Raw genomic sequence first — 25,480 nt, forward strand, 5'->3', positions numbered from 1 at the left:
ACATCCGGTGCCACCCCGCCTCCGCGACCGCATGCTTCACCTGGATGGGCTCACTCGGGAGGCAGGCCTCTCAAGCCAAGGGAAACGGGGCCCGTCGTCCGGGGCCGTACGAGGCGGCGACTCCGCGCAACGGTGCGGGCTGCGCTCCCGCGCTACCGTAGAGGGACGACCCCCTGATCGGTGAGCCGGAGAAGACCTTGGTCGACAAGGAGATCAGCGCCCTGGCGACCGTGTTGCTCGAACGCGTCGGGGAGCTGGCGAAGGAGATGGCGGCGCGGATCCGTGCCGGCTCGCGGGACTACCACTACGACGTGGTGCCCGCGGAGGAGCTGGAGGAGGCTTGCCGGACCCACCTCGGCAACGCACTCCAGGCGCTGACCGGACAGGTGCCTCTGGACACCGAGGCCGCGGAGCGCATCGGCCGCCGACGCGCCCTGGAGAATGTGCCGCTTCCCACGGTGATGACGGCCTACCGCATCGGCGTGAAGTACTTCTGGGAGGCAGCGGTCGCCGAAGCCACCAGAACCTCCCTGGTGGAGAGCGACAAACTGGTCGCAGTGGCCACGACGATGTCCGAACTCCAGGACAGCATTACCGAGGCCATGGTCTCCGGATACCACGACGTGGTGGCCCAGCGGCACCTCGCCAGCGAGCATGAGCGTTCGGCGCTGGTGGAGGCGCTGCTGGAGGGCAGGAGCATGGACATCGACGCCGTGTGGTCCGCGGCTGAGGTCCTGGGCATGCCGCACACCGGTCCGTTCACCCTGGTCGCCGCAGAGGTACCGCAGATGGGTCGACAGGCCCTGCCGGAGGTTGCGGCCCTCCTCAGGCGGCGCGGCATCCGGTCCGCCTGGCGGCTGCGCCCCGATCTCCAGCTGGGCATCGTGTACCTGCGTACCCCGCGGGACCTGGACGATCTCGTCGAGGTGTTGCGGCACCACGCGGAGCAGCGCGTGGGGGTGAGCCCCTCCTACGACGACCTGTGCAGCACTGGGGACGCCCTGCGCTTCGCCAAGGTTGCCATGCGCGGCGGCGATGCGGCGAGCGGTACCGTGACCGTCTTCGACGACTCCCCGGTTGCGGTCTCGGCAGCCGGTGCACCCGACGTCATGGCCCGCGTCGCCATCAACGTCCTCGGTCCGATCGAGGCCCTGCCGACCGGCGAACGCGAATTGCTGCTGGACACGCTGGACGTCTGGCTCGGCTGCGGCGGATCGGCCGATGAGGCAGCCAAGCGTCTTTACGTTCACCCCAACACGGTGCGCATGCGCCTGCGCCGGATCGCCGAGCGTACCGGCCGCTCCCTGGCCGATCCCCGCGGCATCACCGAACTCTTCCTCGCGCTGCGCGCAGTGCGGCAGACGCCGAAGCCCCCGTCCTCGGAGTCGACCGGCACCACGGAGACAGCGGACAGCTGAGCCGATCGGCGCCACGCGCGAGTCGAACCCCCGCTTCCTTGCCGTGTTGGTGAACTCCCTTGGCGAGCATGCCCTTGAGCTGGCGAAGCGCCCCTACGACCTGCGCCACGCAGGCATCTCGTTCTGGTTGGCCTCCGGGGTCGACCCCGCCGAGTGCGCGCGCCGAGCCGGACAAGGCGTCCAGATCCTCTTCCGCCGCTACGCCAAGTTCCCGGCCGAAGCGCGGAGCCATGCCAACCGGCTGATCGAGGAGTCCATGCAGCGGTCGGAGTCGTCGATTGCGACGCGGAGGGTGCCTGACCAGGGAATATTGCCTGGTCAGGCACCCTTCTTCTGTTTCTGTGTCTAGAAGAAGCCGAGCTTCTTCGGCGAGTAGCTCACCAGCAGGTTCTTCGTCTGCTGGTAGTGCTCCAGCATCATCTTGTGGTTCTCGCGGCCGATGCCGGACTGCTTGTAGCCCCCAAATGCGGCATGTGCCGGATATGCGTGGTAGCAGTTCGTCCAGACCCGGCCGGCCTGGATGGAACGGCCCGCCCGGTAGGCGGTGTTGATGTCCCGCGTCCATACGCCCGCGCCGAGCCCGTACAGCGTGTCATTCGCGATCTTGATGGCGTCGTCGAAGTCGTCGAACGACGTCACCGAGACGACCGGGCCGAAGATCTCCTCCTGGAAGATCCGCATCCGGTTGTCGCCCTCGAAGATCGTCGGCTGGACGTAGTAGCCGCCCTTCAACTCCCCGTCGTGCTCGATGCGTTCGCCGCCGGTGAGCACCTTGGCGCCCTCCTGCCGGCCGATGTCCAGATAGGAGAGGATCTTCTCCAGCTGGTCGTTGGAGGCCTGGGCGCCGATCATCGTGTCGGTGTCGAGCGGGTTGCCGGGCTTGATGAGCTCGGTCCGGGCGACCGCCGCCTCCATGAACTCGCGGTAGTGGCCGCGCTGGACGAGCGCGCGTGAGGGACAGGTGCACACCTCTCCCTGGTTGAGCGCGAACATCGTGAAGCCTTCGAGCGCCTTGTCGCGGAAGTCGTCGTTCTGGGCCCACACGTCGTCGAAGAAGATGTTCGGGGACTTGCCGCCGAGCTCCAGCGTGACCGGCTTGATGTTCTCCGAGGCGTACTGCATGATCAGCCGCCCCGTCGTGGTCTCACCCGTGAACGCGACCTTCGCCACCCGTGCGCTGGACGCCAGAGGCTTGCCCGCCTCCACGCCGAAGCCGTTGACGATGTTCACCACACCCGGCGGGATCAGATCCGCGATCAGGCTCATCCAGTAGTGGATGGACGCCGGTGTCTGCTCGGCCGGTTTGATGACGACCGCGTTGCCCGCCGCCAGCGCCGGGGCGAGCTTCCACACCGCCATCAGAATGGGGAAGTTCCACGGAATGATCTGCGCGACCACGCCGAGCGGCTCGTGGAAGTGGTACGCGACGGTGTCGTCGTCCACCTCGCCGAGCGAGCCCTCCTGGGCGCGGATCGCCCCCGCGAAGTAGCGGAAGTGGTCGATCGCGAGCGGGATGTCGGCCGCCAGGGTCTCGCGTACCGGCTTGCCGTTCTCCCAGCTCTCGGCGACCGCCAGCTTCTCCAGGTTCGCCTCCATCCGGTCGGCGATCTTGAGCAGGATGTCGGCGCGCGCGGTCACGGAGGTACGACCCCAGGCGGGGGCCGCCGCGTGTGCCGCGTCCAGCGCGCGTTCCACGTCCTCGGCGGTGCCTCGCGCGACCTCCGTGAACGGCTGCCCGTTCAACGGACTCGGGTTCTCGAAGTACTGCCCACGAGCCGGCGGAACGTACTCCCCGCCGATGAAGTGGTCGTAACGCGCCTGGTAGGAGACGATCGCGCCCTCGCTGCCGGGCGCCGCGTATCGGGTCATGCTGGTCTGCCTCCCGGAGAAGCGCTGCCCGCCGTTGGGCAGCTCTCGCCGCGAGGCTAGGAACCCGTACGTTGCAAGGACGTTGCGTGTCCCCGGAACCGCCCTCCCCGCCCCGCAGGTGGGGCCGCGCCCCCTCGTCAGCGCGGCTCCGGTCGCATACGGCCGTTCCGAGCGGAGTGCGTCCACCCGGCCGGTGCGGCCTGCTCGGACTCCAGCTCCACCAGGCGCGCGTGCACGGCCGCCGCCGGGCGTACGGCGGACAGCGCCCGCCAGACGTCGACATCGTCCTCGCCCCAGGGCGCACGGGCCCAGTCGGCCAGCAGGTCGGGGTCCCGCCGGGCGATGATCGCCGTACGCAGCCCGTCGGCGAGCCTCCGCCGCAGCCGCACCACCGCCGGCGCCGTCGACCCCGGCAGCAGCGGACCGGCGTACACCGCCGTGGCCGCCGTCACCGCGCCGGTGCCGAGCCGTCGCTCCACCACCGCCACATCGGACTCGACCGGCCGGGTGAGCCGGTAGGGGCGCGAACCCAGCAGTCCCGGACCGAGGAGCCTGCGCAGTCGTGCCAGCTCGGCGCGCAGGGTCACCGGCGTCACCGACTCGTCCTCGTACAGCGCGCACAGCAACTCGTCGCCCGTCAGGCCTTCCGGATGCCGGGCCAGCAGCACCAGGATCTCGCTGTGTCTGCGGCTGAGTCTGATCTTCCGCCCGTCCGCGACGAGTTGAGCCTCGTCGCGCCCCAGCGCGGTCAGTTCGAGCGTGTCGGCCATGGCCCGCTGCGGTGCCAGCAGCGCCAGATGGGACTCGGCGGCCCGCGCCACTGCCTGCACGAAGGCGAGGCTGTGCGGATGCGCGAGGCCGTCCCCGCCGGTGATGTCGATCGCGCCGAGCACTCGCCCGGTGCGCGGATCGTGCACGGGGGCCGCCGCGCAGGTCCAGGGCTGCACACGCCGGATGAAGTGCTCTGCCGCGAACACCTGCACCGGGCGGTCGACGGCGACCGCCGTCCCGGGCGCGTTCGTACCGACCGCCGTCTCCGACCACCGCGCGCCCGGCACGAAGTTCATCCGTCCGGCCTGCCGGCGCGTCCCCGGATGGCCCTCGACCCACAAGAGCCTGCCCTGCGCGTCGCACACCGCCAGAAGGTGCTCCCCGTCCGCCGCGAACGTTCCCATCAGCTCCCGGAACAGCGGCATCACCCGGGCGAGCGGATGTTCCGCCCGGTAGGAACCGAGTTCCCCGTCCATGAGTTCCACGCTCGCGGCGCCGTCCGGGGCGACGCCCGCCCGCGCCGAACGCCGCCACGAGTCCGCCACGACGGAACGCACCGGCCGCGGCACCGTCCCGGCCTCGGTGAACGACTCGTACGCGCGGCGCAGCAGCCGAACCCGCTCGGCGGGATCGGTCCCCGGTTCCAGGGCCACCCAAGGATCGGTCAACTCGGCCTCCCGGAAGGCGATGCGGCTGGGTCTATCGTCACTCCCGGTGCGGGCCCCGACAACCCGTGTGACGGTCACCTTCCGTTCGGTGCCTCGCGGCGCGCCCGCTCGGGGCACCGCGAGGCTGCCCCTGGTCAGGCGAAGTTGACGAGCCTGATGTAGCGCGTCCAGTCCCAGTTCGGTCCGGGATCGGTGTGATCGGTGCCCGGAACCTCGTAGTGACCGAGAATGTGGGCGCGGTCCTTGGGAATCCCGTACTGGTCGCAGATCGCGGCGGTGAGCTTGGCCGACTCCTCGTAGAGGGCGTTGGTGAAGTAGGCGGGCTTGTCCACCCAGCCCTCGTGCTCGATGCCGATGCTTCTGGTGTTGTAGTCCCAGTTGCCCGCGTGCCAGGCGACGTCGTGCTCTCTCACGCACTGGGCGACATGGCCGTCGGCCGAGCGCACGACGTAGTGCGCCGACACCTTCTTCTGCGGATTCTGGAAGATGGACAGGGTGTTGGCGTATGTGGCCTGCGTGACATGGATGATCACGTAGTCGAGCTCGTAGCTCTCGGGGCGATCGGACGCCGTGTAGTTGGAGCTGGTCGCCGAAGTCCACTCGGCGCCCGGATAGTCGACGACCGCGGACTGCGCCGTCGCCCTGACGTCGGGGAGTAACGCGTAGGGGAGGGCGGCGAGCGCTGCGCCCTTGAGCAGCCGCCGCCGGCTCGGGAACGACCGTGCTCGCTCCATGGAGTGCTGGCCTTTCGTCAGTGGGGGGTGGTCGGATCGTGAGGGTGAAGGCGGTGGGAGCGGAGTCCGGGAGTCGGGTCCGGGAGACCGCAGTCGAGAGTCCGGAGTCCGGAGCTCTGGTCCCGGATTCGGCACTCTCGGAACCGGGGTGTCGATCCGCGTCCGGTCGCACGGGGCCGCGCGATCAGTGCCGGAGCGCCGCGGCCGTCTCACGCAGTCGGGCGTGCAGTCCGCGATGGGCCTCACGCGCGGGCAGCCATTCCTTGCGCACCTTGGCGACGCACGTGTAGTTGGTGTCGCAGACATTCGCGACGGGAGACTCGACCGTCTGCGTCGCGAACTGGTACGCGTCCAACTCGCTGAACCCGTAGTCGCGCACCAGCCACTGCACGAGGTCGAGCTGGGATATCCGGAAGGCGTCCTCCAGAGGGCGTGCCGAGCCGGTCGAGATGATGTGGGTGTCGGACTCGATGCGCGGCCACGGGGTGGCGACGCCCTTGAGGAGCTCGACGATCACCACGGTGTTCATCGCGCATTCGACGGCGACTCCGCAGGTCTCGCCCTCACCCTGGCGTGCGTGCCCGTCGCCGAGACTGAGCAGCGCCCCCTCGACGTTCACCCCGAGAAAACAGGTCACCCCGGCTCGCATCTCCGGCGTGTCCATGTTCCCGCCGTGCGCGTCGGGCACCAGCGCGGAACGCACCTCCAGATTCGCGGGCGCCACACCGACTGTGCCGTGCATCGGATCCATCGGCAGCTCGATCCGGATGTCGCTGTCCCGCGCGCTGAACAACGCGGTCCGCCGCTCCCGGTCGAGCTGCCAGATCCACACGGTCTCCGGCAGCGGCGGTTGGAGGGATGCGGTGGTGTGCGTGGAGGTCAGGGCGCCGAAGAGGGGGACCGTCGTCGACGCCGCCCAGTCACGGGCCGGCTCGATCGAGACGAAGTGGACCGCGACCGTGTCACCCGGCTGCGCTCCCTCGACATGGAAGGGACCGGTCTGCGGATTCAGGAACGGGAACTCGCACACCTCGGACACCAAGTCCTTCTCGGAGCGCACCCGTCCGGCGAAGCAGTCCTCGGTGTAGAGATCGAGCACCGTGCCCGGCGCGATGCGTGCCACGGGCGGTGCGCCGCCGAACGTCCAGGCGAACTCGCCCGGCGTGGGCCGCACGGTCAGGATCCGGGGGTCGCTCATGGCTGCACAGCTCCGCTCTGCGAAGGGGCGGGGGTGGAGGTCTCGTCGAGGTGGACACGGGCGGTCTCGGCTATGCGCCCGGGGTGGCGGCGCAGCAGGAAGATCAATATCACGACACCGGCCGACATCCAGGCACCCACGACCGGCCCGGCGTACGACACAGGCGCGGTCAGTTCGGTCACGAAGTCGAAGACCGGCAGGCCCGCAGCCGTCAGCAGCGCGGGGACGAAGGCGATGATGCCGAGCAGCGGGAACACGAGATGCCGCACGGGCTTGAGCAACTCGCGTCTGCGGCGCAGGAAGTAGCCCGCACACGCGAGATTCACCACGATGTACACGCCGATCACCACGGTGACGATCACTGTCGCGAGGAGCAGGAACGCGGTCACGGGGTCGTACCAGAGACCGAGTCCCAGCATGGCCGCCACGGCCACGGCGCACTGTACGGCCACCCCGGCCGCGGGGGAGCGGTGTCTCGGATGCACCCGCGCGAAGAGCTCGGGGAAGACCCGAATCCGCGCCAGGGCGAAGGCCGTGCGCGTGGAGACGGTGGCGCACGCGTTGGCGTTGGCGATCGTCGAGTTGACCACCGCGAGGAATACGAGCACCCAGAACAGCCCGAACGAAGCGCGTGCCACGCCTTCCCACGAGGCGGCGCCGGAGGCCCCGAACCCCGCGAACCGGTCGGGACCGAAGTACACCGACATGGCGTAGGTGGTCAGGACGTAGACGAGACCGATCGCGAGCGCCGCACCGAGGACGGCCCGGTGCATCGTGCGGCGTGGGTCCTTGGTCTCCTCCGCGAGCGGGGCCGCCGCCTCGAACCCGGCGAAGGCGAGCACGGTGTACACCGACCCCGCGAACACACCACTGATCCCGTCGTACCCCGTGGCGGTGTGGGACGTCCCGAACACCGACAGTGTGTTGTTCCCGCCGGCCTTGGCGATCAGCCACACCGCGAAGACGAGGAAGACCAGCACTTCGAAGACGCCGAGGACTGTACCGAAGCGGGCCGAGGCGCGTACTCCCAGGTAGCCCGCCACCGCGATGACCGCCGCGCCCGCGAGCGACCAGGGCCACCAGAGATCGTCCGGATACGAGGACCATTCCTGGTGCAGTGTGCCCGCCATGGTGAACCCGAGCTGAAGAAGGAGCAGCGGTGGCACCAGGGCTTCGACGAACACATAACCCCAGCCCACGAGGAAGCCCACGGACGGATGCAGACCCTGCGCGGTGTAGGTGGCCACCGACCCCGCGGCGGGCATTTCCCGCGCCAGCTCGGCCACGCACGACGCGGTGAACAGACAGGCCACCAGGGCGATCAGCACGGACAGCGGCAGACTGCCACCCGCGAACGCCGCGCCCGACGGAATGGACGCGGCGATCGCCGCGGCCGGCGCCATCGCCGTGATGCTCTGGAACAGGACCTCGCGCAGGCCGATCGCCTCGCGCCGCAGCCCCGGAAGCGCACCCTCCGACATGTGAACCCCCCGATTCGACCGGAACACAGCCATCGGCAGAACGGCTGCGCCTCGCGTGAATTACGTTACGGCGCTTGCCGGTTGGGCAGGAAGAGCGAGGCGCGAGTCCGTGGACGGCCCGCGGATTGTGGACATGGCGATCACCCGCAAGGGGGAACGGCCTCCGTGCGATGCGCGATGCGCGAGCCTCGACGCGTGACGTTGGGGCACTCCCCGCGACTGTCCGGCCGCGTGCGGCCCGCGACCGTCCGGCCGCTGCCGCTGCCGCTGCCGCTGCCGCCTACGACCGTCCGGCCACCGCCGCAGGGTCGTCGAGCACCCCCCGCACCACCGAATGCGCCGCACCCAGCAGTGGTCCTTCGGATCCCAGTCGGGAGACGGACACGGCGCAGGCGGGACCGGCCGTGCGTCGGGCCAACTCGCCCTCCAGGGAGGGGAGCAGCCAGGGTGCGAGACCGGCGAGCGCCCCGCCCAGCACGACCGTCTCCGGGTCCAGGAGGTTGACCGCCCCGGTCAGGGCGATTCCGAGCGCGGTTCCGGCGTCGCGCAGGGCACGGCGTACCGCCGGATCGCCCTCGGCGGCGCGCTGGGCCAGCAGCCCGACCCGGTCCTCGCCCGGTTCCAGGCCGGCGGCACGCAGCACGGCCTCCTCGCCCGCGTACTGCTCGAGGCACCCGCGTCCACCGCACGGGCACTCCGGCCCCTCCGGACGTACCGGGACATGCCCCAACTCGCCGGCGAAACCACGGGTCCCGCGCAGCAGCCGCCCGTCCACGAGCACCGCGGCACCGATGCCGATCTCCGCCGACACATGGAGAAAGTCACGCGGGGTCGTGTCGCCGAGCCAGAGCTCCGCGAGACCACCGAAGTTCGCTTCGTTGTCCACGGTCAGCGGCAGCTCCGAGGGCAGCAGCGCGCCGAGGTCCGTGTCGTGCCAGTCGAGGTTCGGGGCGCGGACCACGGTCCGGGCGTCGCGTGCCACGAGTCCGGGGACGGCCACGGCGAGGCCCGCGGGCCACAGCCCCTCCAGCGCGGCCTCGGCGACGACCTGACGCACGAGCGCCGTCAGCTCCCGGATCACCGGCTCGGCCGCCCGGCCGCGATTCGTGCCGTGGCGCACCGCGCGGGCCCGTACGGCGCCGCGGAGATCCACCGCGCACACCGCGAGATGGTCGACGCCCACCTCCGCGCCGATCCCGGCGGGACCGTGCCCGCTGACGGCGAGCGCGGAGCCTGGCCGCCCCACTCTGCCGGGCCGCTCGGGCCCCAGCTCTTCCAGCAGCCCCGAGCGGATCAGCTCGTCGACCAGGGTCGACACGGCCGCCCGGGTCAGACCGATGTGGGAGGCGACGGCGGCGCGCGACAAGGGGCCCTCGGCGCTGACGGTGTGCATGACCCGGGAGAGGTTGCGGCGGCGCATGCCCTGCTGGGTGTCGGGCAGCCGTCGGCCGGAACCGGTCGGGTGGGCCTCGTGCAGCGGTGCGGTCATGCCTCCGTCAATCCTCGTCCGGTCGGTCCCGTCGGCCTCTCGATGCGGGTCCCCACACGACGGTCTCGCATCGTGTGGGGCCCAGCGGGTGGCCCCACAGCCCGTACCGCTCACGCGGGACGCCACTCGTGAGAGCCGGTCCCGCCGGGGCGGCCTGGTCGTTCCTGGTCAGTTCGTGTTCGGCTCCCGTTCGAGCAGCGGGGCCGCGTCGGAGAGTACCCCGGTGATCCTCGCGAGCGTCTCCTCGTCCCGTTCCACGGCGTCGAGCACCGGCCCGCGAGCGGTGCCCCAGCGCCGGGCGACCGCCGCCGGGTCCTCTCCGGTCAGCACGCCCGCCGCCTGGGCGGCGGCGCCGAGCGCGACCAGTTCTCTCGCCTCGGGCACCTGGACGGGCCGCCCCGAGAGCCGGCGTACGGTCTGCTGCCAGGCCTTGCCACGCGCACCGCCGCCGATCAGCAGCAAAGGCGCCGAGCGGTCGGCGTCCGCGTCCATGACCAGGTCGAGGGCGCCCAGCAGGGAGTGCACGGCACCGTCGTACGCGGCCTGGAGCAGCTGCCCGCCCGTCGTGTCGTGCCGGAGCCCGTGGAGCAGGCCCGAGGCGTGCGGCAGGTTCGGGGTGCGCTCGCCGTCCAGATAGGGCAGCAGCGTCACCGAAGCGCCCGCTTCGACGGCCTCGCGGTCGAGGCCGAGGAGCGCGGCGACCCGGTCGACGGCCAGCGTGCAGTTCAGCGTGCAGGCCAGCGGTAGCCAGTCGCCGCGCGCGTCGGCGAAGCCCGCCACCGTGCCGGTCGGGTCGGCGGGGCGGTGCGTCGACACGGCGTACACCGTGCCCGAGGTGCCGAGGCTCACCACCGGGGTCCCGGGGCGCAGCCCGAGGCCGAGCGCGGCGGCCGCGTTGTCCCCGGTGCCGGCAGCCACCAGAGTGCCCCTGGAGAACGGGAGCTCACCCCTGGCGTGCACTGTTCCGACCACCTCGCCCGGCCGTGCGACGCGGGGGAGGAGAGCGGGGTCGAGACCGATGTGCGCGAGGACCTCCTCGTCGTACGCCTCGCTCCCGGAGGCCCACCAGCCGGTGCCGGAGGCGTCGCCGCGGTCGGTGGTGCCCTGCCCGGTGAGCCGTTCGGTGAGGTAGTCGTGGGGCAGGCGGACCGCCGCCGTCGCCCGGACGGCGGCGGGCTCGTGCTCGGCCAGCCAGGCCCACTTCGTGGCTGTGAAGGACGCGGCCGGCACACTGCCGGTCCGCTCGGCCCAGGACTTCGGGCCGCCGAGCTCTTCGACCAGCCGACGCGCCTGCGGCGCCGAGCGCACGTCGTTCCACAGCAGAGCGGGGCGTACGGGTTCTCCCTGGGCGTCGAGTGTCACGAGCCCGTGCTGCTGCCCGCCGATCGACACGGCCGCCGCTTCGTGCGCGGCGTCACCGCACTGGCGCAGCGCTTCACAGAGCGCGTCCCACCACTGGCGGGGGTCGCTTTCGCGGCCCGCCCCGGTGGAGACGGTGTGCGGCGCCTGTCCGCTCGCCACCACCTGTCCGGTCGACGCGTCGACGACCAGGGCCTTTGTGGACTGGGTGGACGTGTCCACCCCGACGACGAGCGGACCCTCGGCTGCTGACATCGGGCTCTCCCTCTTCCGTGGCTCTGCGGGATCTGTCCTGGTTGCGGGGCTGCCCGGACCGTCACGGCCCGGGTCCCGCACTTCGTCCCTGGACCGACACGACCAGGGTTTCGTACTTCGTCTCTTCCCAGAGATGCGTTCGCATACTAATTTGTAAACTGCCATGACGAAATAGTCGGAGCTAGCGAGGAGCCGCGACATGAACTACCAGCCCACCCCCGAGGACAGGTTCACCTTCGGCCTGTGGACCGTCGGCTGGCAGGGAAGGGACCCGTTCGGCGACGCCACCCGGCGCGCCCTGGACCCGGTCGAGTCGGTGCAGCGCCTGGCCGAGCTCGGCGCCTACGGCGTGACCTTCCACGACGACGACCTGATCCCCTTCGGGTCCTCGGACAGCGAGCGCGAGTCGCACATCAAGCGGTTCAGGCAGACCCTGGACGCCACGGGCCTCAAGGTGCCGATGGCCACCACCAACTTGTTCACGCACCCCGTCTTCAAGGACGGCGCGTTCACCGCGAACGACCGCGACGTGCGCCGCTACGCGCTGCGCAAGACCATCCGCAACGTCGACCTGGCGGTCGAGCTCGGCGCCGAGACGTACGTCGCCTGGGGTGGCCGGGAGGGAGCGGAGTCCGGGGCGGCCAAGGACGTACGCGTCGCCCTCGACCGCATGAAGGAGGCCTTCGACCTCCTCGGTGAGTACGTGACCACCCAGGGTTACGACCTGAAGTTCGCGATCGAGCCCAAGCCGAACGAGCCGCGCGGCGACATCCTGCTCCCCACCGTCGGCCATGCCCTCGCGTTCATCGAGCGCCTGGAGCGCCCGGAACTGTTCGGCGTCAACCCGGAGGTCGGTCACGAGCAGATGGCCGGGCTGAACTTCCCGCACGGCATCGCGCAGGCCCTGTGGGCGGGCAAGCTCTTCCACATCGATCTCAACGGTCAGTCCGGCATCAAGTACGACCAGGATCTGCGGTTCGGCGCCGGCGACCTGCGGGCCGCGTTCTGGCTGGTCGACCTCCTGGAGAGCGCCGGTTACGCCGGCCCGAAGCACTTCGACTTCAAGCCGCCGCGGACCGAGGACTTCGACGGCGTGTGGGCGTCGGCCCAGGGGTGCATGCGCAACTACCTGATCCTGCGCGAGCGTTCGGCGGCGTTCCGGGCCGACCCGGAGGTCCAGGCGGCACTGCGCGCCTCACGTCTGGACGAGCTGGCGCAGCCCACGGCGGAGGACGGCCTGGCGGGGCTGCTCGCCGACCGTGCCGCCTTCGAGGACTTCGACGTGGAGGCCGCGGCCGCGCGCGGCATGGCCTTCGAGCAGCTGGATCAGCTGGCGATGGACCATCTCCTGGGCGCGCGGGGCTGATCGGGAAGCCCCTCAGGGCACGGACCCGCCCTCGGGCGGGTCCGGCCCGCCGCCTTCGGTCGCTGATATCCGCGTGGAATTCACCGGAATGATGCGATCCGGGGCATGAGTCCGTATCAACTTCCGCACAGGGGTCGCGCCATGACCGGTTCGAGGCGACTCTTGGCGGTATGGCCATGCCGCCCGTACCGCCTCAGCCTCCACGGTCGCCGGGAGATACGCCGCCTCCTGGAGGTACAGTCCCGGGCCCGCCGTCGGGGGGCTACGGCCCTCCGTCCTCCGGTGGTTATGGTCCACCGCCAGGAGGCTACGGCTTCCCTCCGGGGGGAAACCGCCCTCCTTCGGGGGACTACGGTTCGCCGTCACAGGGCGGCGATCGGCCTCCTGGGCAAGGTGGCGGGGGATGGCCGCCACCGCCGCCTCCCGGACCGCCGGGCGGGCCCGGCGGCCATCGTGGAGGGCGGCGCCGTAACACCCTGGTCCTCGTCATCGCCGTGATCGTCGGTGTCGGCGTCATTGTCGCCGTGGCCGTGGCGGCCACCGGTGGTGGCGGCAAGGACAAGAAGTCACCCACCGAGAGCACAGGGCGGTCGCCGAGTCCCTCGCTGAGCCTCCCGTCCGGACTGCCGTCGCTTCCCTCGGGCCTGCCCAGTGTCGTGCCGTCTCTTCCCTCGGACCTGCCCACCGGGCTCGTGCCCAGTGATCTGCAGTCGTTCTTCCCGTCGCTCGCGGACGACGAAGTGCCGTACTACATGCTCCAGAAGGGCGACTGTTTCGACACGGACGACGGCTTGCCTGGGCAGGCCGTCGAGCGATCGTGCACCGAACCGCATGACGCCGAGGTCGTGAAGGTCGCCGAACTCAACGGCACCTACACGACGAACGCCGCCCTCAAGAAGGCGGCGTCCGCGCTGTGCGAGGCGACTCTGAAGCGAAAGGCGGCCGACCAGGCGGCCGGTACGGTGCGCGACACCGTCGTGCAGTACCCGGACGTGGGCGGCTACAAGATCGGCATCGACAAGGTCGCCTGCAGTCTGGCGGCCGACGTCGGCAAGGGCACCCACAAACTCACCGAGCCGCTGAGGTGAGCGGCACGCGTGCGTGGCCGCTGTCCATCGTCCACGCACGCGTGCCGCGCCCAAGGGGCCCCAAGATCAGATCCCGCGCGGCAGCCGCACATAGGTGACGGTCGTCTCGATACCGCTGTCCACGAGCCGGCCCTGCGGGTCGAAGGCACCCGTCCCGTCGGTCATTCCGAAGTCGTTGTCGTTGATGAGGGCGAGTGTGTCGTGGTCCACGCGCGCGACGCCCTCGATCTTGCTGGGCACCCCCGCGACGGTGCCCAGGTCGACGACCAGACGCTTGCCCAGCACCGGAACGCCGGCCGACGCCGGGTCGTCCAACTGCTCCAGTGAGGGCGACGTCGTGTCGCTGTCGAAGGGGCCTCCGAGGATGTCCGCGGAACGCGTGAGCCGCACCGTCTGCAGATGCGCCGCCTTGTCGGTGCGCTCCTCGACGAGCAGTCGGTCGCGGCCGACGGCCACCACGGAGGAGATCTTCAGCTCGGACGGGTCGTCCTCGCTCGGGTCGACCACGTTCACCGGGTCGAAGCGGTAGGCGTACTCGGCGGTCACAGCCCGCTTCTTGGGTGAGAAGCGCAGCAGTCGCGTCGTGCGCGACGTGTCTCCCGCGGTCGCGTCCGGCAGCGAGAGCGGGCTCTGCAGAGCCATCACCAGGTCACCGTCGGGGAGTTGGGCGAGCCCTTCGAGGCCGCGGTTGGTCTTCCGGTGGAGCAGAACGGAGGGCAGTGCCTCGACGACCGGGTAGTCCGTGCCGGTCAGGCCGAGCCCCTTGGGCACATAGCGCGTGAGGACCTTCCCGCGCGCGGAGACATGGATCAGCGACGGGCCGTACTCGTCCACGAGCCAGAACGAACCGTCCTTCGCCCGCACGATGCCCTCGGTGTCCAGGCCGTTCGGGTTGTACGCGAGCGGGGTCTGCGCGTCGTAGGAGTACGGCGCCTCGTCGCGTCCCGCCTGGTTGGACAGCCCGGTGACCGGCTTCCCGGAGGATGTGGTGATCGGGATCGCGTCGAGCACCGTCACGGTGTCACCGCACACCCGGATCTTCACGATCGCCGGGTCGAAGCCCGCCACCGGGAACGTCCGGCGCTTCTTGCCGTCCACTTTGATCTGGCCGTTGGGCCCCCGGTCGGTGACCGTCCAGAACTCGCCCTTGCGGCCGGCCGGGTAGAGGTCGCTGCCGATGCCGCCGAGGTCGACACCGCGGTCGTTGTCCACCGTGCCGGGCAGCAGCGCGTTGCTGAAGGTGCCGAGGGGGAGGTCGCCGAGCGTCGCGGTGTGCGTCACCCGCGGCTGCGCGGGTGACGCCGCGCTCGCGGTGCCGGCCACCACGAGGGCGGCCAGCAGGGCGAGCGGCACGCCCGCGGCGACGGATCGTTGGACGTGGCGCCGGCCGACGGCATGCGGGGACATCAGGCCTCCTGAGGCACAAGTTCGTTGACAGCGGCCAGAGTTGGCCCCTGCATGGAACGGCTCGCGACCTGAAGGTGAACGGCGGGCGTCAACCAATCATCGGGTCTCCGTCGGCCATGGCCAGGGCGGTTGCCGGGTCCCTCACCGCCGGCCCCGCGGGGCTCCAGCGGCCCCGCTCCTTGCGGTAGGGCCACCACTTGCCGTCGCGCCCGAGCCGTAGCTGAGCGGCGGCACCGGCCGCCGTCCAGCGGTTGTGAGCCATGCGCAGCCTCGGGCGCTCGCCCTCGTCCCAGGCCGTCCGCAGGGTGGCACGCGCACGTGCCAGTGCCTCCTCGGGGACAGCCCACTCGTCCTCAAGGACCGACAGTGCTGCTGCACCCCCGTACTGCCAGGCCCGTACGGCGAGGCGCAGTTCCTCGCGCTCGCGCCCCGAACCCTCGGAGAGCCGCTGGGCGGTCTCCTCGTCAGGGTTGCCCGCGGCCAGCCGAACCGCGTCCTGGGAGAGCGTCGGCATCGCTTCCACCGGATGCTGTTCGTGTCCGGAGGCCAGCGCCTCGGCCAGCAGCCGGTGTGCCTCGCCGACGGCCGAGGCCGCGACGAACTCCAGGGCGGCGGGATCGATTCCGGGACCGGGCGCCGCCTCGGTGTCCAAGGACGGTGGAACTCCGGGCTCGTCGGGCAGATGAGGGAGGGCGGGCAGCGGGGGCAGGATGTCGCCGGCCGTGTACGCCTCCACGGCGTCCACGCCTTCCGAACGGGCGTCCCACGGCTCTTGGACGGGCTGTCTGCCGCGCTCCTGGAGGTCGTCCAGGAGTGCGCGTTCGCCGCGCCCCCGCATCAGCAGCAGTACGAACGGATCCTGGTCGAGCAGCCGGGCCGTCTGGTAGCAGAGCGCGGCCGTGTGGCCGCAGTGGTCCCAGGCTCCGCAGTCGCACTCCGGGTCGAGATCGCCGAGCCCCGGCAGGAGGTCGACACCCGCGGCCGCCGCGTCCTCGACCAGGTGTGGTGGCATGTCGCGGTCGAGGAGTGCCGCGAGGTGTCCTGCGCGCTCCACGGCCGTGTCCAGGAAGCGTTCCCACTGCTCCGAGGACAGCTCCTGGAGCAGGACGTCCGCGCGATGGGTGGTGCCGTCGCGATCCCTGACCACGGCGGTGACCCGCCCGGGTCGCACGGACACCGCGCCCACCGCCCCCGCGCGGGCGAGTCTGCGGCCCGTCCTCACCTGCTCCGAGTCCAGCGCCGCGTCCTCCAGGGCCGTCAACCAGGCCCGGCCCCACCACGTCTGAGCGAAACCCTGTCCGCGCGCGGGCGCCGACGCGCCGAACGTGCGCTCCTTGTCGCGATCCGTCATCGTGCGCTCCCTCGCAGCTCCACCAGGTCGGCCAGTTCCGCGTCGGTCAGCTCGGTGAGTGCCGCCTCGCCCGCGCCGAGGACGGCGTCGGCCAGCCGCTGTTTGCGGCGCAGCATGTCGGCGATCCGGTCCTCGATGGTCCCCTCGGCGATGATCCGGTGCACCTGGACGGGCCGGCTCTGGCCGATGCGGTACGCGCGGTCCGTGGCCTGCGCCTCGACCGCCGGGTTCCACCAGCGGTCGTAGTGCACGACGTGTTCCGCGCGCGTCAGGTTCAGACCCGTGCCGGCGGCCTTCAACGACAGGAGGAAGACCGGGATCTCGCCCTCCTGGAAGCGCTCCACCATCGCCTCGCGCTCAGGGACGGGCGTGCCTCCGTGGAGGAACTGGGTCGACACGGCACGCGCCGCCAGATGCCGCTCGATGAGGCGTGCCATCCGCACGTACTGCGTGAAGACCAGGACGCTCGCCCCCTCGGAGAGGATGGTGTCGAGCAGTTCGTCCAGCAGCTCCAGCTTCCCGGACCTGCCGGGAATCCTCGGCCGTTCCTCCTTGAGGAACTGCGCGGGGTGGTTGCAGATCTGCTTCAGTCCGGTGAGCAGCTTCACGATCAGGCCCCGCCTGGCCATGCTGTCCGCCCCGGAGATCTCCGCGAGGGTCTCGCGCACCACCGCCTCGTACAGCCCGGCCTGCTCCTTGGTGAGCGCCACGGCACGGTCGGTCTCGGTCTTCGGCGGAAGTTCGGGTGCGATGCCGGGGTCCGACTTGCGGCGGCGCAGCAGGAACGGGCGCACGAGCCGGGCGAGTCGTTCGGCGGCCGCCGGGTCGTGACCGCCCTCGACGGCCTGGGCGTAGCGGGTACGGAAGGTGCTGAGCCGGCCCAGCAGGCCCGGCGTCGTCCAGTCGAGAATCGCCCACAGTTCCGAGAGGTTGTTCTCCACCGGGGTGCCGGTGAGTGCCACGCGTGCGCGTGCGCCGACGGTGCGCAGCGCCCGCGCGGTCGCCGAGTACGGGTTCTTCACATGCTGGGCCTCGTCCGCGACCACCATGCCCCAGGGCACCTCGCCGAGCCGTGGCGCGTCGAGTCGCATCGTGCCGTACGTCGTCAGCACGAACTCGCCCTCGGCCAGGTCCTCCAGGCTGCGCCGGGAACTGTGGAAGCGGCGCACCGGGGTGCCGGGGGCGAACCTCTCGATCTCGCGCTGCCAGTTGCCCAGCAGGGAGGCCGGGCAGACGACGAGAGTGGGGCCGGCGGCCGACTCGTCGGTCTGCCGGTGCAGATGCAGCGCGATCAGAGTGATCGTCTTGCCGAGACCCATGTCGTCGGCCAGACAGCCGCCCAGGCCCAGAGCGGTCATCCGGGCCAGCCAGCTGAGGCCCCGAGCCTGATAGTCGCGCAGCGTCGCACGGAGCCCCGCGGGCTGCCCGACCGGCTGCTGCGCCTCGGGGTCGGTCAAGCCCTCCCGCAGCGCTGCGGGCCATCCCCTGGACTCCACGTCGACCCGGCCGCCGTCGACCTCCACGGAGCCTGTCAGGGCGGCGCCCAGCGCCTCGATGGGTGTGATCCTGCGGTCCTGCCGTGCCTGTGCCCGGCGCACCTCCTGAGGATCTACGAGCACCCACTGGTCGCGCAGACGCACGACGGGCCGGTTCGCCTCGGCCAGCCGGTCCAGCTCCTGCCGGGTGAGCTGCTGGTCGCCCAGCGCGAACGACCAGGTGAACGAGAGCAGGGCATCCGCCGACAGGAACGACGGTGCGTCGGAGACCAGCTTGCCGCCGGAGCCGTCCTCGCCGCCCGGCGCCACCCCGCCCGGACGTTCCGTGTCCTCGCGCGGGCCGACGACCGCCCGGGCCGTCACCTTCTGTACGAGTTCCTTCGGCCAGTGCACGTCGACACCGGCGGCGGCCAGTAGCCGGGTGCCTTCGCCGAGGAGTTCGCCGACCTCCTCGTCGGCGAGTTCGACGGCATCGGGTACCGCGGCCGAGAGCAGGGGAGACAGCGGCGGCCAGGCCCGGACAGCGCGGCGCAGGGAGAGCAGGGCGTCCATCCGCGCGCGCGGGCCGAGGGGAGAAGCACCCGCCCACACGGCGGCAGCGTCCGCGACGAGAGCGGGATCGCCGACGCTGTGCAGTTGCAGTACCGCCCGGAACGGCGGCCGCGTCTCGTCCGGCACGGCCGACGCCAGCCCGGGCACCTCCACACGCAGGGAGATGCGTACGTCCGCGTCGTGAACCGCGGCCACCTCCCTGGCCCACGCGCGATGCTGCGGTACGCGTTGCGGCTCCGGCGCCGCGAAGGCCGGACCGCCCGCCGCGAGCGTCGCCGCGGGAGAGCGCGGAAGGGCGTCGGCGACGGCGTCCAGGAAGTCCCGCACCAGCCGTTCCGGATCGGGCAGCCGCGACGGTTCGGTGCCTTCCAGCGGCACCGCGTGCGCCTCCGGCGGCATCGCGGCGGCCAGTTCGCGTATGCGCTCGAGGTCCTCCGCGCGCAGCGGGCCGGCGCGCCACACGTCCCGGTCCCCGGCGGTCAGCCCGGGCAGCAGCAGCCCGCGCGCGGCGAACTGGAGAGCCAGGACGGCGGCGGCACCCCAGAAGGAGGTCGCCCGATGAGCCTGCGCCGCGGCACGCGCGCGCGTGAGAACCGGCAGGGCGGCTCTCACCGGCAGCAGAACGGCCGGCACGGTCACGGCTTCGACGCCGCCGTCCTCCGCGGGCAGAACCACCGTCAGGTCCTCGGCGGAGCCGGACGCCACCGAAGGCGCGTCGTCCGTGGGGTGCCAGAACGCGACGCCGCCCCTGCAACAAGGACCGGCGGGCACGAACACGGCGCGGCAGCGGGCCAGCTCGGAGATCTCGGCGGGGGTGGCCGCGGGAATCCTCTGCTCAGCGATGATGCATTCCTCAAATTTGACTACTGGGGGCCGGATCGCCGAGGGTACAGCACATCAGGGGGTGAACGAGCAGGGCCGGGCCATGATCCGGGCTTCTCGCGCGTGGTGGAGTCGGCCTCCCTCAAGGGCGGGGAAAACCCCCGTACGGACTCGGGTGGTGGCGTCATGGCCCCGGAGGGTCACTGATTCGTACGTTTCATCAGGTCGTCCCGCTTCCTGAGAAACCGGAGACCTGCCATGACCCAGACCGCCGCCGTCCTCACGCAACCCTCCCCGGGCGAGGGCGCCGGGCAGGCCCCCGGCAGTGAGTTCGCGCCTCTCCTGCGCGCGGTCAAGGGCCGGGGACTCCTGGAGCGTCGCCACGGCTGGTACGCGCGGGAGATCGCCTCCAACGCACTGATGCTGGCCGCCGTGGTCACCGGTGTCGTCCTGATCGGCAACTCCTGGTGGTCTCTGCTCCTCGCCCCGGTACTCGCCGTCCTCGCCGCCCGAACGGCGTTCATAGGCCACGACGCGGGCCACTCCCAGATCGCCGGCGGCAAGCCCGCCGGCCGCCTCATCGGCCTGATCCACGGCAATCTGCTCCTCGGGATGAGCTATGCGTGGTGGAACGACAAACACAACCGGCACCACGACAACCCCAACCACGTCGACAAGGACCCCGACGTCGTCGCCGACGTGCTGGTCTTCACCAGTGGGCAGGCCGAGGAGCGGACCGGATTCCGGCGCCGGCTCACCCGAAACCAGGCCTGGCTCTTCTTCCCGCTGACCCTCCTCGAAGGCGTCGCCCTGAAGGTCCACGGCTTCCGGGACCTTCGCCGGCAACCCCCGCGCGAGCGGGTCGTGGAGGCGTTGCTGCTGGTGACCCATGTCGTCGCGTACGCGACGCTGCTGCTCACCAGCATGTCCCTGGGCAGGGCGCTGGTCTTCGCGGCGGTTCACCAGGCACTGTTCGGCCTGCACCTCGGCATGTCCTTCGCGCCCAACCACAAGGGCATGGAGATGCCGGACCGGGACGGCGAGCGCTGGGGGCACCTGCGCCGTCAGGTGCTCACCTCGCGCAATGTCCGCGGGGGCGTGCTGACGGACTGGTTCCTCGGTGGTCTGAACTACCAGATCGAGCACCATCTGTTCCCCAGCATGCCCCGCCCTCATCTGCGTCGCGCTCAACCCCTGGTGCGTGCGCACTGTCTGGAGTTGGGTGTTGCCTACGCGGAGACCGGGCTCGTCGACTCCTACCGGCAGGCCCTGCGCCACATGCACGAGGTCGGGGAGCCTCTCCGGGTCCAGTAGGGGCGCGCATCAGGGACGTATCAGGGTCGCGGTCCGGAACCGTGGGACACGGGGACCCGTTCTCAGGACAGAGAGCGGCAGCAGCCGCGGAGGAGGCGACACATGTCGAAGAACGCGAAGATCGCCGCAGGGGGTGTGGCGGTCGGCCTGATCCTGTTGATCTGGCTGCCCTGGTGGGCCGCCTTCCTGATCGTTCTGGGAGTCCCGGCGGCCGCGTACCTGGCGCTGGACCCCTCGCAGCGGCGCAGGTTGCGCCGTGCCACCCGCAAGGAGCTGGGCCGCTGAGGAGCGACCGCCGCTGTGTCGACCGCACCTGCTTTCACAGCGGCCGGTGACGGTCGGAGAGGCCGACACAGGGGACTGACACGGCCGAAACGCAGGCGACTGACCAGGACCGCGCCACGGATTCCTCGTGACGCGGTCGCTCAGCTGGGGCGGACCGCCATCTTGTCCAGGGCCTCAAGGAGGCCGGGCAACTCCGGTCCGCGACCGACGGGCAGAACCTCGCCGGGTTCCTCGTCGAGCAGGACGAACGCGATGTCGTCGGTCCTGGCGACGAGGGACCAACCGGGGCCGTCCGCGCGCAGGGTACGAGCGTCGCCCGTGGCGAAGGACGAGCGGACACGGCCCAGCGGGGGCGGTGTGTCCACGTACGAGCGCGCCTCGGAGAGAACCCGGCGGACGCCGCTGCGGTCCCCGCCGTCGTCGCTCTTGTCGTCGGCGTCGTCCGAGGCCTTCTCGGCACCGTCCGAGGGCGCGAAGTCACTGTCGTCGATCTGCTCGCGCCAGGTCGCCCACTGAAGCGCGATCTCGTCGGCGCCGAGGCGTCGCTGGGCCGGCCCCCACGTGGTGGTGTCCGGCGGACTGAGCGGAGGCCGATCCGTGAGCTCGCTCGACGGATCGTGCGGAGCCGGTATGCCGGGGGCCGACACGGCCACCTCGAGGGGCCAGCCGGGCAGTGCGGCGACGACCGTCCGCTCGTCCGGCGACAGCTCGTGCTCCATGCCACAGTCCCAGGAGGCGATGGCGACGGCGACCAGTGAGACGTCGTCGATCACGACGGTCCACCGCGCACCCTCGCCGTCCTGGCCGAGCACGAGTCCGTACCCCTCGGCGAGAGGGGTGAGGTCGAGCGTCGCGCAGGCCTCCGGGTAGTCGTCACCGAGCACGCTGGGGAACTTCGCCGGTGTCAGCAACACCGCCGTCAGCACATACAGCGCGTCGTCGTCCCCCGTGGCGACGGCGTCTTCGTCCGTCCCGGCCATTCCAGCCTCCCGATCGCTCCATCTGTCGGCGCACCTTAAGCGACCGGAAGGCGCTTGTCACGGGCCCGAAACACACGCGGACCTGCAGCTATCCGGCTGGACAGGGGCGAAACGCCCCACGTCAGGCCGCGGGCAGTCCGAGCAGCGTGCGGGCGACCGCTTGCGGCGACTCGTCGCGCTCCCGGGCGAGAGCGATGACGGCCCGGCAGGCCAACTCGTTCACACCGAAGGACAGCGCTTCCGGCGACACCCAGGCGGCCGCCTCGTCGATCTGCTCCTGATTGTCCTCCGCGCACGCGGACACGTACACCGCAGCCGCCTCGAAGAGATTGTAGGTGCGTTTTCTCTCCTGCCGTTCCTTTGCCGGCGGCCGCCCCTCGGGCTGTTCGGCCGTCTTCTTGCGCCCCATCGTGCGCAGCCTGCCGAATATGCCGGACATCCGGGTCACCTTCCCCCTGCGTGATCGCTGATCGTCCATCTGCTGCTACTCAACGTAGAGTTGGAGCCGCGGCGACAGAAGAGGGACGGCTCGGTGAAGCGCTGCCGGCGACTCGAACAGATACGGCGGATGGATCCGGAGAGGGAAGCCTCGGTCGTCGAGCTGGGGACCTGCCCCGTCTCATCGGCCGGCCGCGTCGAGTGAGTCGAGCGTGGTCCGCAGCCAGGTCAGTTCGGCCTCGCTCGTGGCCCGCGCGATGGTGAGGATGCCGCGCCGGAAGGGGTCGTCCAACTCCTCGGCGCGCAGTGGCCGGTCACCGTCGTAGAAGAAACTCGCGGGCTCCTCCAGGAAGGCCAGTCTGCGGCGCAGTACGGCGGCCTGCGCCTCGGGGTCGTCCAGGTGTCCGAGGAAGGCGAGCACCGTGAACCAGCGGTTCTCGTCCGTGACGTCGCGCCGTGCCGGTTCCGAGAGCCTGCGGCGCAGTTCGCGCCCGCCCTCCTCGGTGAGCGTGAGGACGTGACGCGGGGCGGCCACCGAGCCGGGCTGTGTGGCCCGCTCCAGCAGACGCGCGTTCTCCAGCCGCTTGATCGCGGGATACAGCGTGCTCTCCGCTACGGGCTTCACGTGCCCGGTCAGCGCGGTGATGCGTTTGCGCAGCTCATAGCCGTGCAGTGGGGCGTCGTACAGAAATCCGAGGATGGCCAGCTCCAGCATGCCCATATTCTGCCGCACGATCGCTGTACATCGCTTCATCTATACCTCGGTTCCGATGTATTCTCCTGGAGCTGAGAGAAACGACGGAACGGCGACAGGGGAGAACACCATGCAGCAGGCCGAGTTCGACGGCAGGGGAAGCTGGATCCGCTGGACCGAGGCGGCGGGCACCGGACCCGCGCGCGTGTACGTGCACGGCCTCGGATCCGCCTCGACGGTCTACAACGCCCATATCGCGGCCCGGCCCGAACTGGCGGGCCGCCGCACCCTCTTCGTCGACCTGCCGGGGCACGGCATCAGCGACCGGCCCGCGGACTTCGGCTACACCCTGGAGGACCACGCCGGAGCGCTGGCGGCTGCCCTGGACGCCGCCCGGGTCGCCGGGGCGGAACTCGTCGCGCACAGCATGGGCGGTGCCGTCGCCATCGTGCTCGCCGACCGGCGGCCCGACCTCGTCTCACGGCTCGTCCTCGCCGAGGCCAACCTCGACCCGTACCCTCCGGCCACCGCGGGCAGCAGCGGCATCGCCTCCTACGAGGAGGACGACTATGTCGAGAACGGCGGTCACGCGCGCGTGCTCGAAAAGGTCGGCCCCTCCTGGGCCGCGACGATGCGTCTCGCGGATCCGCGCGCCCTGTACCGCACGGCGAAGGGGCTCAGGCAGGGCACCAGCCCGACGATGCGTCAGCTGCTGGTCGGGCTGACGACGGAGCGCGTCTACCTCCAGGGCGAGCTCAGTGGTGAACTGCCGGGGGTGGAAGGCCTGGAGGCGGCGGGGGTCCGCGTCGTGACCGTGCCGGGCGCCGGCCACAACATCATGTTCGACAACCCCGACGCCTTCGCGGCGGCCGTCGTCGGCACGGCCTGACGGCCGACGGCCGGGTCCGGCCGCCGATCATCCCCGGCGTACGGCCAGCGCGAGGAAGCGGGCGTCCTCGTCCACGTACGAGGTCATGTCCCAGCCCGAACCGGCGAGCAGAGGACCCAGGTTGGCCTCGGCGCGCAGGTCGTCCGGAGTGATCTGCCGTCCCTGGCGGGCCGCGAGCGCCGCCCGGCCGATCGGATGGAAGAGAGCCAGCGTGCCGCCGGGCCGCACCACCCGGGCCAACTCCCGAAGATTCTCGCCCGGGTTCGGCAGGTGTGCGACGAGTCCGGCCGCGAACACCGCGTCCAGCGACCCCGTGCGCAGGGGCAGCCCGGTGACATCGGCCAGCACCAACTGCCCGTCGCGGTCCCGCCCGGCCCGAACGGCGGCCGCCAGCATGGCAGGCGTCAGATCGGCTCCGATGACCACCCCGGTGCCGCCCACAGCGGCTCGCAGCGGAGGCAGGGCGCGCCCGGTGCCGCAGCCCGCGTCGAGCACGCGGTCACCCGCGCGCAGCCGCATGCCCGCGACCGCGGCCGCGTAGGCGGGCCCGTCGTCGGGGAAGCGGGTGTCCCAGTCCGCGGCGCGCGCGGCGAAGAACTCCTGGACGTGTGTGTGGTCGTCGCTCATGTGCCGCATGATCCCTCACCGACACGAAGGATGACGCGGTGCACACGTTCGAGCCTGACGCGATCGTTCAGGTGCACCTCTTCGTCACTTTGCAACACCTTTCGAAATGCGCCCCAGTTGTGCGCCCCTGTGCGCACTAGCGTCCCTGGGTCATGGGACACATGGACCACGCCGCCTTCGGGTGGCTGACCCCCGTACTGTCGTACGCGATGGCCTGCATAGGCGCCGCCCTGGGGCTGCGCTGCACGGTCCGCGCGCTCGACGCCACCGGACGGTCGCGCCGCAACTGGCTCCTCGCCGCGGCCTCGGCGATCGGCACCGGCATCTGGACCATGCACTTCGTGGCCATGCTGGGCTTCGGGGTCACCGGCACGGAGATCCGCTACGACGTGCCGCTGACCATCTTCAGCCTGATGGTCGCCATGGCCGTCGTCGGCGCGGGCCTCTTCGCCGTCGGCTACGGCCGCGACAGGCGCCGCGCGCTCGTCCTCGGCGGGCTCACCACCGGCCTCGGCGTCGCGAGCATGCACTACCTGGGCATGGCGGCGCTGCGGTTGCACGGCCAGGTGCGCTACGACCCGGCACTCGTCGGACTCTCCGTCGTGATCGGCGTGATCGCCGCGACCGCCGCACTGTGGGCCGCGGTCTCCATCAAGTCGCCCGTCGTGGTGGCCGTCGCCTCGCTCGTCATGGGCGGCGCGGTGAGCAGCATGCACTACACCGGAATGATGGCGGTGAGCGTCCGCGTCAGCCCTTCCGGCGATGTCCTGCCCGGGGCCACGGCGATGCAGTTCATCTTCCCCCTCGCCGTCGGCCTCGGGTCCTACCTCTTCCTGACGGCGGCGTTCGTCGCGCTGTCCCCGATGTCCGACCGACGCGAAGCATCCGCGTCGGCCCAGCGACCGGTCGAGAGCGTCGCCCGCTGACGG

At 71.1% G+C, this 25,480-nt stretch carries 22 protein-coding genes; 8 read left to right on the plus strand and 14 right to left on the minus strand.

Translation table 11 applies throughout. The features are described from left to right. Positions 1 to 197: 197 nt before the first annotated feature. Both ABZX90_RS19920 and ABZX90_RS19925 read left to right on the plus strand, forming a co-directional pair. Complete coding sequence (locus ABZX90_RS19920; RefSeq protein ID WP_355206502.1) at positions 198 to 1,418, plus strand: helix-turn-helix domain-containing protein; 1,221 nt, start codon at positions 198 to 200, stop codon at positions 1,416 to 1,418. 46 nt (positions 1,419 to 1,464) lie between these two features. Further along, positions 1,465 to 1,767 carry a hypothetical protein gene (locus tag ABZX90_RS19925; RefSeq protein ID WP_355206505.1) on the plus strand — a complete coding sequence of 101 codons (303 nt, stop codon included), beginning with the start codon at positions 1,465 to 1,467 and terminating at the stop codon, positions 1,765 to 1,767. Here ABZX90_RS19925 and ABZX90_RS19930 read toward each other — a convergent pair. From ABZX90_RS19930 to xylB, 7 genes are all read right to left on the minus strand, one after another. After that, a complete protein-coding gene (locus tag ABZX90_RS19930) occupies positions 1,764 to 3,287 on the minus strand; it encodes an aldehyde dehydrogenase family protein (RefSeq protein ID WP_351127512.1) in 1,524 nt (507 codons plus the stop codon). The genes ABZX90_RS19925 and ABZX90_RS19930 overlap by 4 nt on opposite strands. A gap of 137 nt (positions 3,288 to 3,424) precedes the next feature. Continuing rightward, the gene (locus ABZX90_RS19935; RefSeq protein WP_355206508.1) at positions 3,425 to 4,726 is read right to left on the minus strand and encodes a GAF domain-containing protein; all 1,302 of its coding nucleotides are present in this window, start codon (positions 4,724 to 4,726) and stop codon (positions 3,425 to 3,427) included. Positions 4,727 to 4,860: 134 nt separating this feature from the next. Continuing rightward, positions 4,861 to 5,460 carry an N-acetylmuramoyl-L-alanine amidase gene (locus tag ABZX90_RS19940; RefSeq protein ID WP_355206511.1) on the minus strand — a complete coding sequence of 200 codons (600 nt, stop codon included), beginning with the start codon at positions 5,458 to 5,460 and terminating at the stop codon, positions 4,861 to 4,863. Positions 5,461 to 5,644: 184 nt separating this feature from the next. Then, a complete protein-coding gene (locus ABZX90_RS19945; protein ID WP_355206514.1) occupies positions 5,645 to 6,658 on the minus strand; it encodes an acetamidase/formamidase family protein in 1,014 nt (337 codons plus the stop codon). Then, positions 6,655 to 8,139: an APC family permease gene (locus tag ABZX90_RS19950; protein ID WP_355206517.1), complete on the minus strand. Its 1,485-nt coding sequence runs from the start codon at positions 8,137 to 8,139 to the stop codon at positions 6,655 to 6,657. Before ABZX90_RS19950 ends, ABZX90_RS19945 begins: the two co-directional genes overlap by 4 nt. 280 nt (positions 8,140 to 8,419) lie before the next feature. Then, positions 8,420 to 9,628, minus strand: a complete 1,209-nt coding sequence (locus ABZX90_RS19955) for an ROK family transcriptional regulator (protein WP_351127504.1) — start codon at positions 9,626 to 9,628, stop codon at positions 8,420 to 8,422. Between the two features lie 168 nt (positions 9,629 to 9,796). Continuing rightward, the gene (xylB, locus tag ABZX90_RS19960; protein WP_351127502.1) at positions 9,797 to 11,242 is read right to left on the minus strand and encodes a xylulokinase; all 1,446 of its coding nucleotides are present in this window, start codon (positions 11,240 to 11,242) and stop codon (positions 9,797 to 9,799) included. A gap of 199 nt (positions 11,243 to 11,441) precedes the next feature. On the opposite strand from xylB, the gene xylA reads away from it, so the two are divergent. After that, complete coding sequence (gene xylA, locus ABZX90_RS19965) at positions 11,442 to 12,608, plus strand: xylose isomerase (protein WP_351127500.1); 1,167 nt, start codon at positions 11,442 to 11,444, stop codon at positions 12,606 to 12,608. A 494-nt stretch (positions 12,609 to 13,102) separates the two neighbouring features. Further along, positions 13,103 to 13,696 (plus strand): hypothetical protein, encoded by a 594-nt coding sequence (locus ABZX90_RS19970; RefSeq protein ID WP_351127498.1) that lies wholly within the window; start codon positions 13,103 to 13,105, stop codon positions 13,694 to 13,696. A 66-nt stretch (positions 13,697 to 13,762) separates the two neighbouring features. On the opposite strand, the gene ABZX90_RS19975 is transcribed toward ABZX90_RS19970, so the two are convergent. From ABZX90_RS19975 to ABZX90_RS19985, 3 genes are all read right to left on the minus strand, one after another. Beyond that, positions 13,763 to 15,103 carry an esterase-like activity of phytase family protein gene (locus tag ABZX90_RS19975; RefSeq protein WP_355206522.1) on the minus strand — a complete coding sequence of 447 codons (1,341 nt, stop codon included), beginning with the start codon at positions 15,101 to 15,103 and terminating at the stop codon, positions 13,763 to 13,765. A gap of 88 nt (positions 15,104 to 15,191) precedes the next feature. Beyond that, positions 15,192 to 16,454: an SWF or SNF family helicase gene (locus ABZX90_RS19980; RefSeq protein WP_355206525.1), complete on the minus strand. Its 1,263-nt coding sequence runs from the start codon at positions 16,452 to 16,454 to the stop codon at positions 15,192 to 15,194. Beyond that, on the minus strand, positions 16,451 to 19,345 hold the full coding sequence (locus ABZX90_RS19985) for a DEAD/DEAH box helicase (RefSeq protein WP_355206608.1): 2,895 nt from the start codon (positions 19,343 to 19,345) through the stop codon (positions 16,451 to 16,453). Before ABZX90_RS19985 ends, ABZX90_RS19980 begins: the two co-directional genes overlap by 4 nt. Positions 19,346 to 19,582: 237 nt before the next feature. On the opposite strand from ABZX90_RS19985, the gene ABZX90_RS19990 reads away from it, so the two are divergent. Beyond that, positions 19,583 to 20,638: an acyl-CoA desaturase gene (locus tag ABZX90_RS19990; protein ID WP_355206528.1), complete on the plus strand. Its 1,056-nt coding sequence runs from the start codon at positions 19,583 to 19,585 to the stop codon at positions 20,636 to 20,638. Positions 20,639 to 20,740: 102 nt separating this feature from the next. Continuing rightward, positions 20,741 to 20,923: a hypothetical protein gene (locus tag ABZX90_RS19995; protein ID WP_261703155.1), complete on the plus strand. Its 183-nt coding sequence runs from the start codon at positions 20,741 to 20,743 to the stop codon at positions 20,921 to 20,923. 140 nt (positions 20,924 to 21,063) lie between these two features. Here the strand turns inward: ABZX90_RS19995 and ABZX90_RS20000 are convergent, their stop codons facing one another. The 3 genes from ABZX90_RS20000 to ABZX90_RS20010 form a co-directional block, all read right to left on the minus strand. After that, positions 21,064 to 21,903: a hypothetical protein gene (locus ABZX90_RS20000; RefSeq protein ID WP_355206531.1), complete on the minus strand. Its 840-nt coding sequence runs from the start codon at positions 21,901 to 21,903 to the stop codon at positions 21,064 to 21,066. Between the two features lie 121 nt (positions 21,904 to 22,024). Further along, positions 22,025 to 22,312 carry a hypothetical protein gene (locus tag ABZX90_RS20005; protein ID WP_351127554.1) on the minus strand — a complete coding sequence of 96 codons (288 nt, stop codon included), beginning with the start codon at positions 22,310 to 22,312 and terminating at the stop codon, positions 22,025 to 22,027. Positions 22,313 to 22,522: 210 nt separating this feature from the next. Then, positions 22,523 to 23,056: a PadR family transcriptional regulator gene (locus ABZX90_RS20010; RefSeq protein ID WP_351127489.1), complete on the minus strand. Its 534-nt coding sequence runs from the start codon at positions 23,054 to 23,056 to the stop codon at positions 22,523 to 22,525. A gap of 109 nt (positions 23,057 to 23,165) precedes the next feature. Here ABZX90_RS20010 and ABZX90_RS20015 point away from each other — a divergent pair, with 109 nt between their 5' ends. Next, positions 23,166 to 23,924 (plus strand): alpha/beta hydrolase, encoded by a 759-nt coding sequence (locus tag ABZX90_RS20015; RefSeq protein WP_351127487.1) that lies wholly within the window; start codon positions 23,166 to 23,168, stop codon positions 23,922 to 23,924. Between the two features lie 27 nt (positions 23,925 to 23,951). On the opposite strand, the gene ABZX90_RS20020 is transcribed toward ABZX90_RS20015, so the two are convergent. After that, positions 23,952 to 24,551, minus strand: a complete 600-nt coding sequence (locus ABZX90_RS20020; protein ID WP_351127485.1) for a class I SAM-dependent methyltransferase — start codon at positions 24,549 to 24,551, stop codon at positions 23,952 to 23,954. 152 nt (positions 24,552 to 24,703) lie between these two features. Here ABZX90_RS20020 and ABZX90_RS20025 point away from each other — a divergent pair, with 152 nt between their 5' ends. Continuing rightward, a complete protein-coding gene (locus tag ABZX90_RS20025; RefSeq protein ID WP_351127483.1) occupies positions 24,704 to 25,477 on the plus strand; it encodes an MHYT domain-containing protein in 774 nt (257 codons plus the stop codon). Positions 25,478 to 25,480: the final 3 nt, after the last annotated feature.

The sequence above is a fragment of the Streptomyces sp. NPDC002935 genome (genome assembly GCF_040611295.1).
Classification (GTDB): Bacteria; Actinomycetota; Actinomycetes; order Streptomycetales; family Streptomycetaceae; genus Streptomyces.

Excerpts from the sequence above, each read along its gene's own strand:
- ABZX90_RS19930 (WP_351127512.1), bottom strand. The coding sequence starts at position 3,287 with ATGACCCGATACGCGGCGCCCGGCAGCGAGGGCGCGATCGTCTCCTAC.
- ABZX90_RS19940 (WP_355206511.1), bottom strand. The coding sequence starts at position 5,460 with ATGGAGCGAGCACGGTCGTTCCCGAGCCGGCGGCGGCTGCTCAAGGGC.
- ABZX90_RS19945 (WP_355206514.1), bottom strand. The coding sequence starts at position 6,658 with ATGAGCGACCCCCGGATCCTGACCGTGCGGCCCACGCCGGGCGAGTTC.
- ABZX90_RS19950 (WP_355206517.1), bottom strand. The coding sequence starts at position 8,139 with ATGTCGGAGGGTGCGCTTCCGGGGCTGCGGCGCGAGGCGATCGGCCTG.
- ABZX90_RS19955 (WP_351127504.1), bottom strand. The coding sequence starts at position 9,628 with ATGACCGCACCGCTGCACGAGGCCCACCCGACCGGTTCCGGCCGACGG.
- xylB (WP_351127502.1), bottom strand. The coding sequence starts at position 11,242 with ATGTCAGCAGCCGAGGGTCCGCTCGTCGTCGGGGTGGACACGTCCACC.
- xylA (WP_351127500.1), top strand. The coding sequence starts at position 11,442 with ATGAACTACCAGCCCACCCCCGAGGACAGGTTCACCTTCGGCCTGTGG.
- ABZX90_RS19975 (WP_355206522.1), bottom strand. The coding sequence starts at position 15,103 with ATGTCCCCGCATGCCGTCGGCCGGCGCCACGTCCAACGATCCGTCGCC.
- ABZX90_RS19980 (WP_355206525.1), bottom strand. The coding sequence starts at position 16,454 with ATGACGGATCGCGACAAGGAGCGCACGTTCGGCGCGTCGGCGCCCGCG.
- ABZX90_RS19990 (WP_355206528.1), top strand. The coding sequence starts at position 19,583 with ATGACCCAGACCGCCGCCGTCCTCACGCAACCCTCCCCGGGCGAGGGC.
- ABZX90_RS19995 (WP_261703155.1), top strand. The coding sequence starts at position 20,741 with ATGTCGAAGAACGCGAAGATCGCCGCAGGGGGTGTGGCGGTCGGCCTG.
- ABZX90_RS20000 (WP_355206531.1), bottom strand. The coding sequence starts at position 21,903 with ATGGCCGGGACGGACGAAGACGCCGTCGCCACGGGGGACGACGACGCG.
- ABZX90_RS20005 (WP_351127554.1), bottom strand. The coding sequence starts at position 22,312 with ATGGGGCGCAAGAAGACGGCCGAACAGCCCGAGGGGCGGCCGCCGGCA.
- ABZX90_RS20010 (WP_351127489.1), bottom strand. The coding sequence starts at position 23,056 with ATGCTGGAGCTGGCCATCCTCGGATTTCTGTACGACGCCCCACTGCAC.
- ABZX90_RS20015 (WP_351127487.1), top strand. The coding sequence starts at position 23,166 with ATGCAGCAGGCCGAGTTCGACGGCAGGGGAAGCTGGATCCGCTGGACC.
- ABZX90_RS20020 (WP_351127485.1), bottom strand. The coding sequence starts at position 24,551 with ATGAGCGACGACCACACACACGTCCAGGAGTTCTTCGCCGCGCGCGCC.
- ABZX90_RS20025 (WP_351127483.1), top strand. The coding sequence starts at position 24,704 with ATGGGACACATGGACCACGCCGCCTTCGGGTGGCTGACCCCCGTACTG.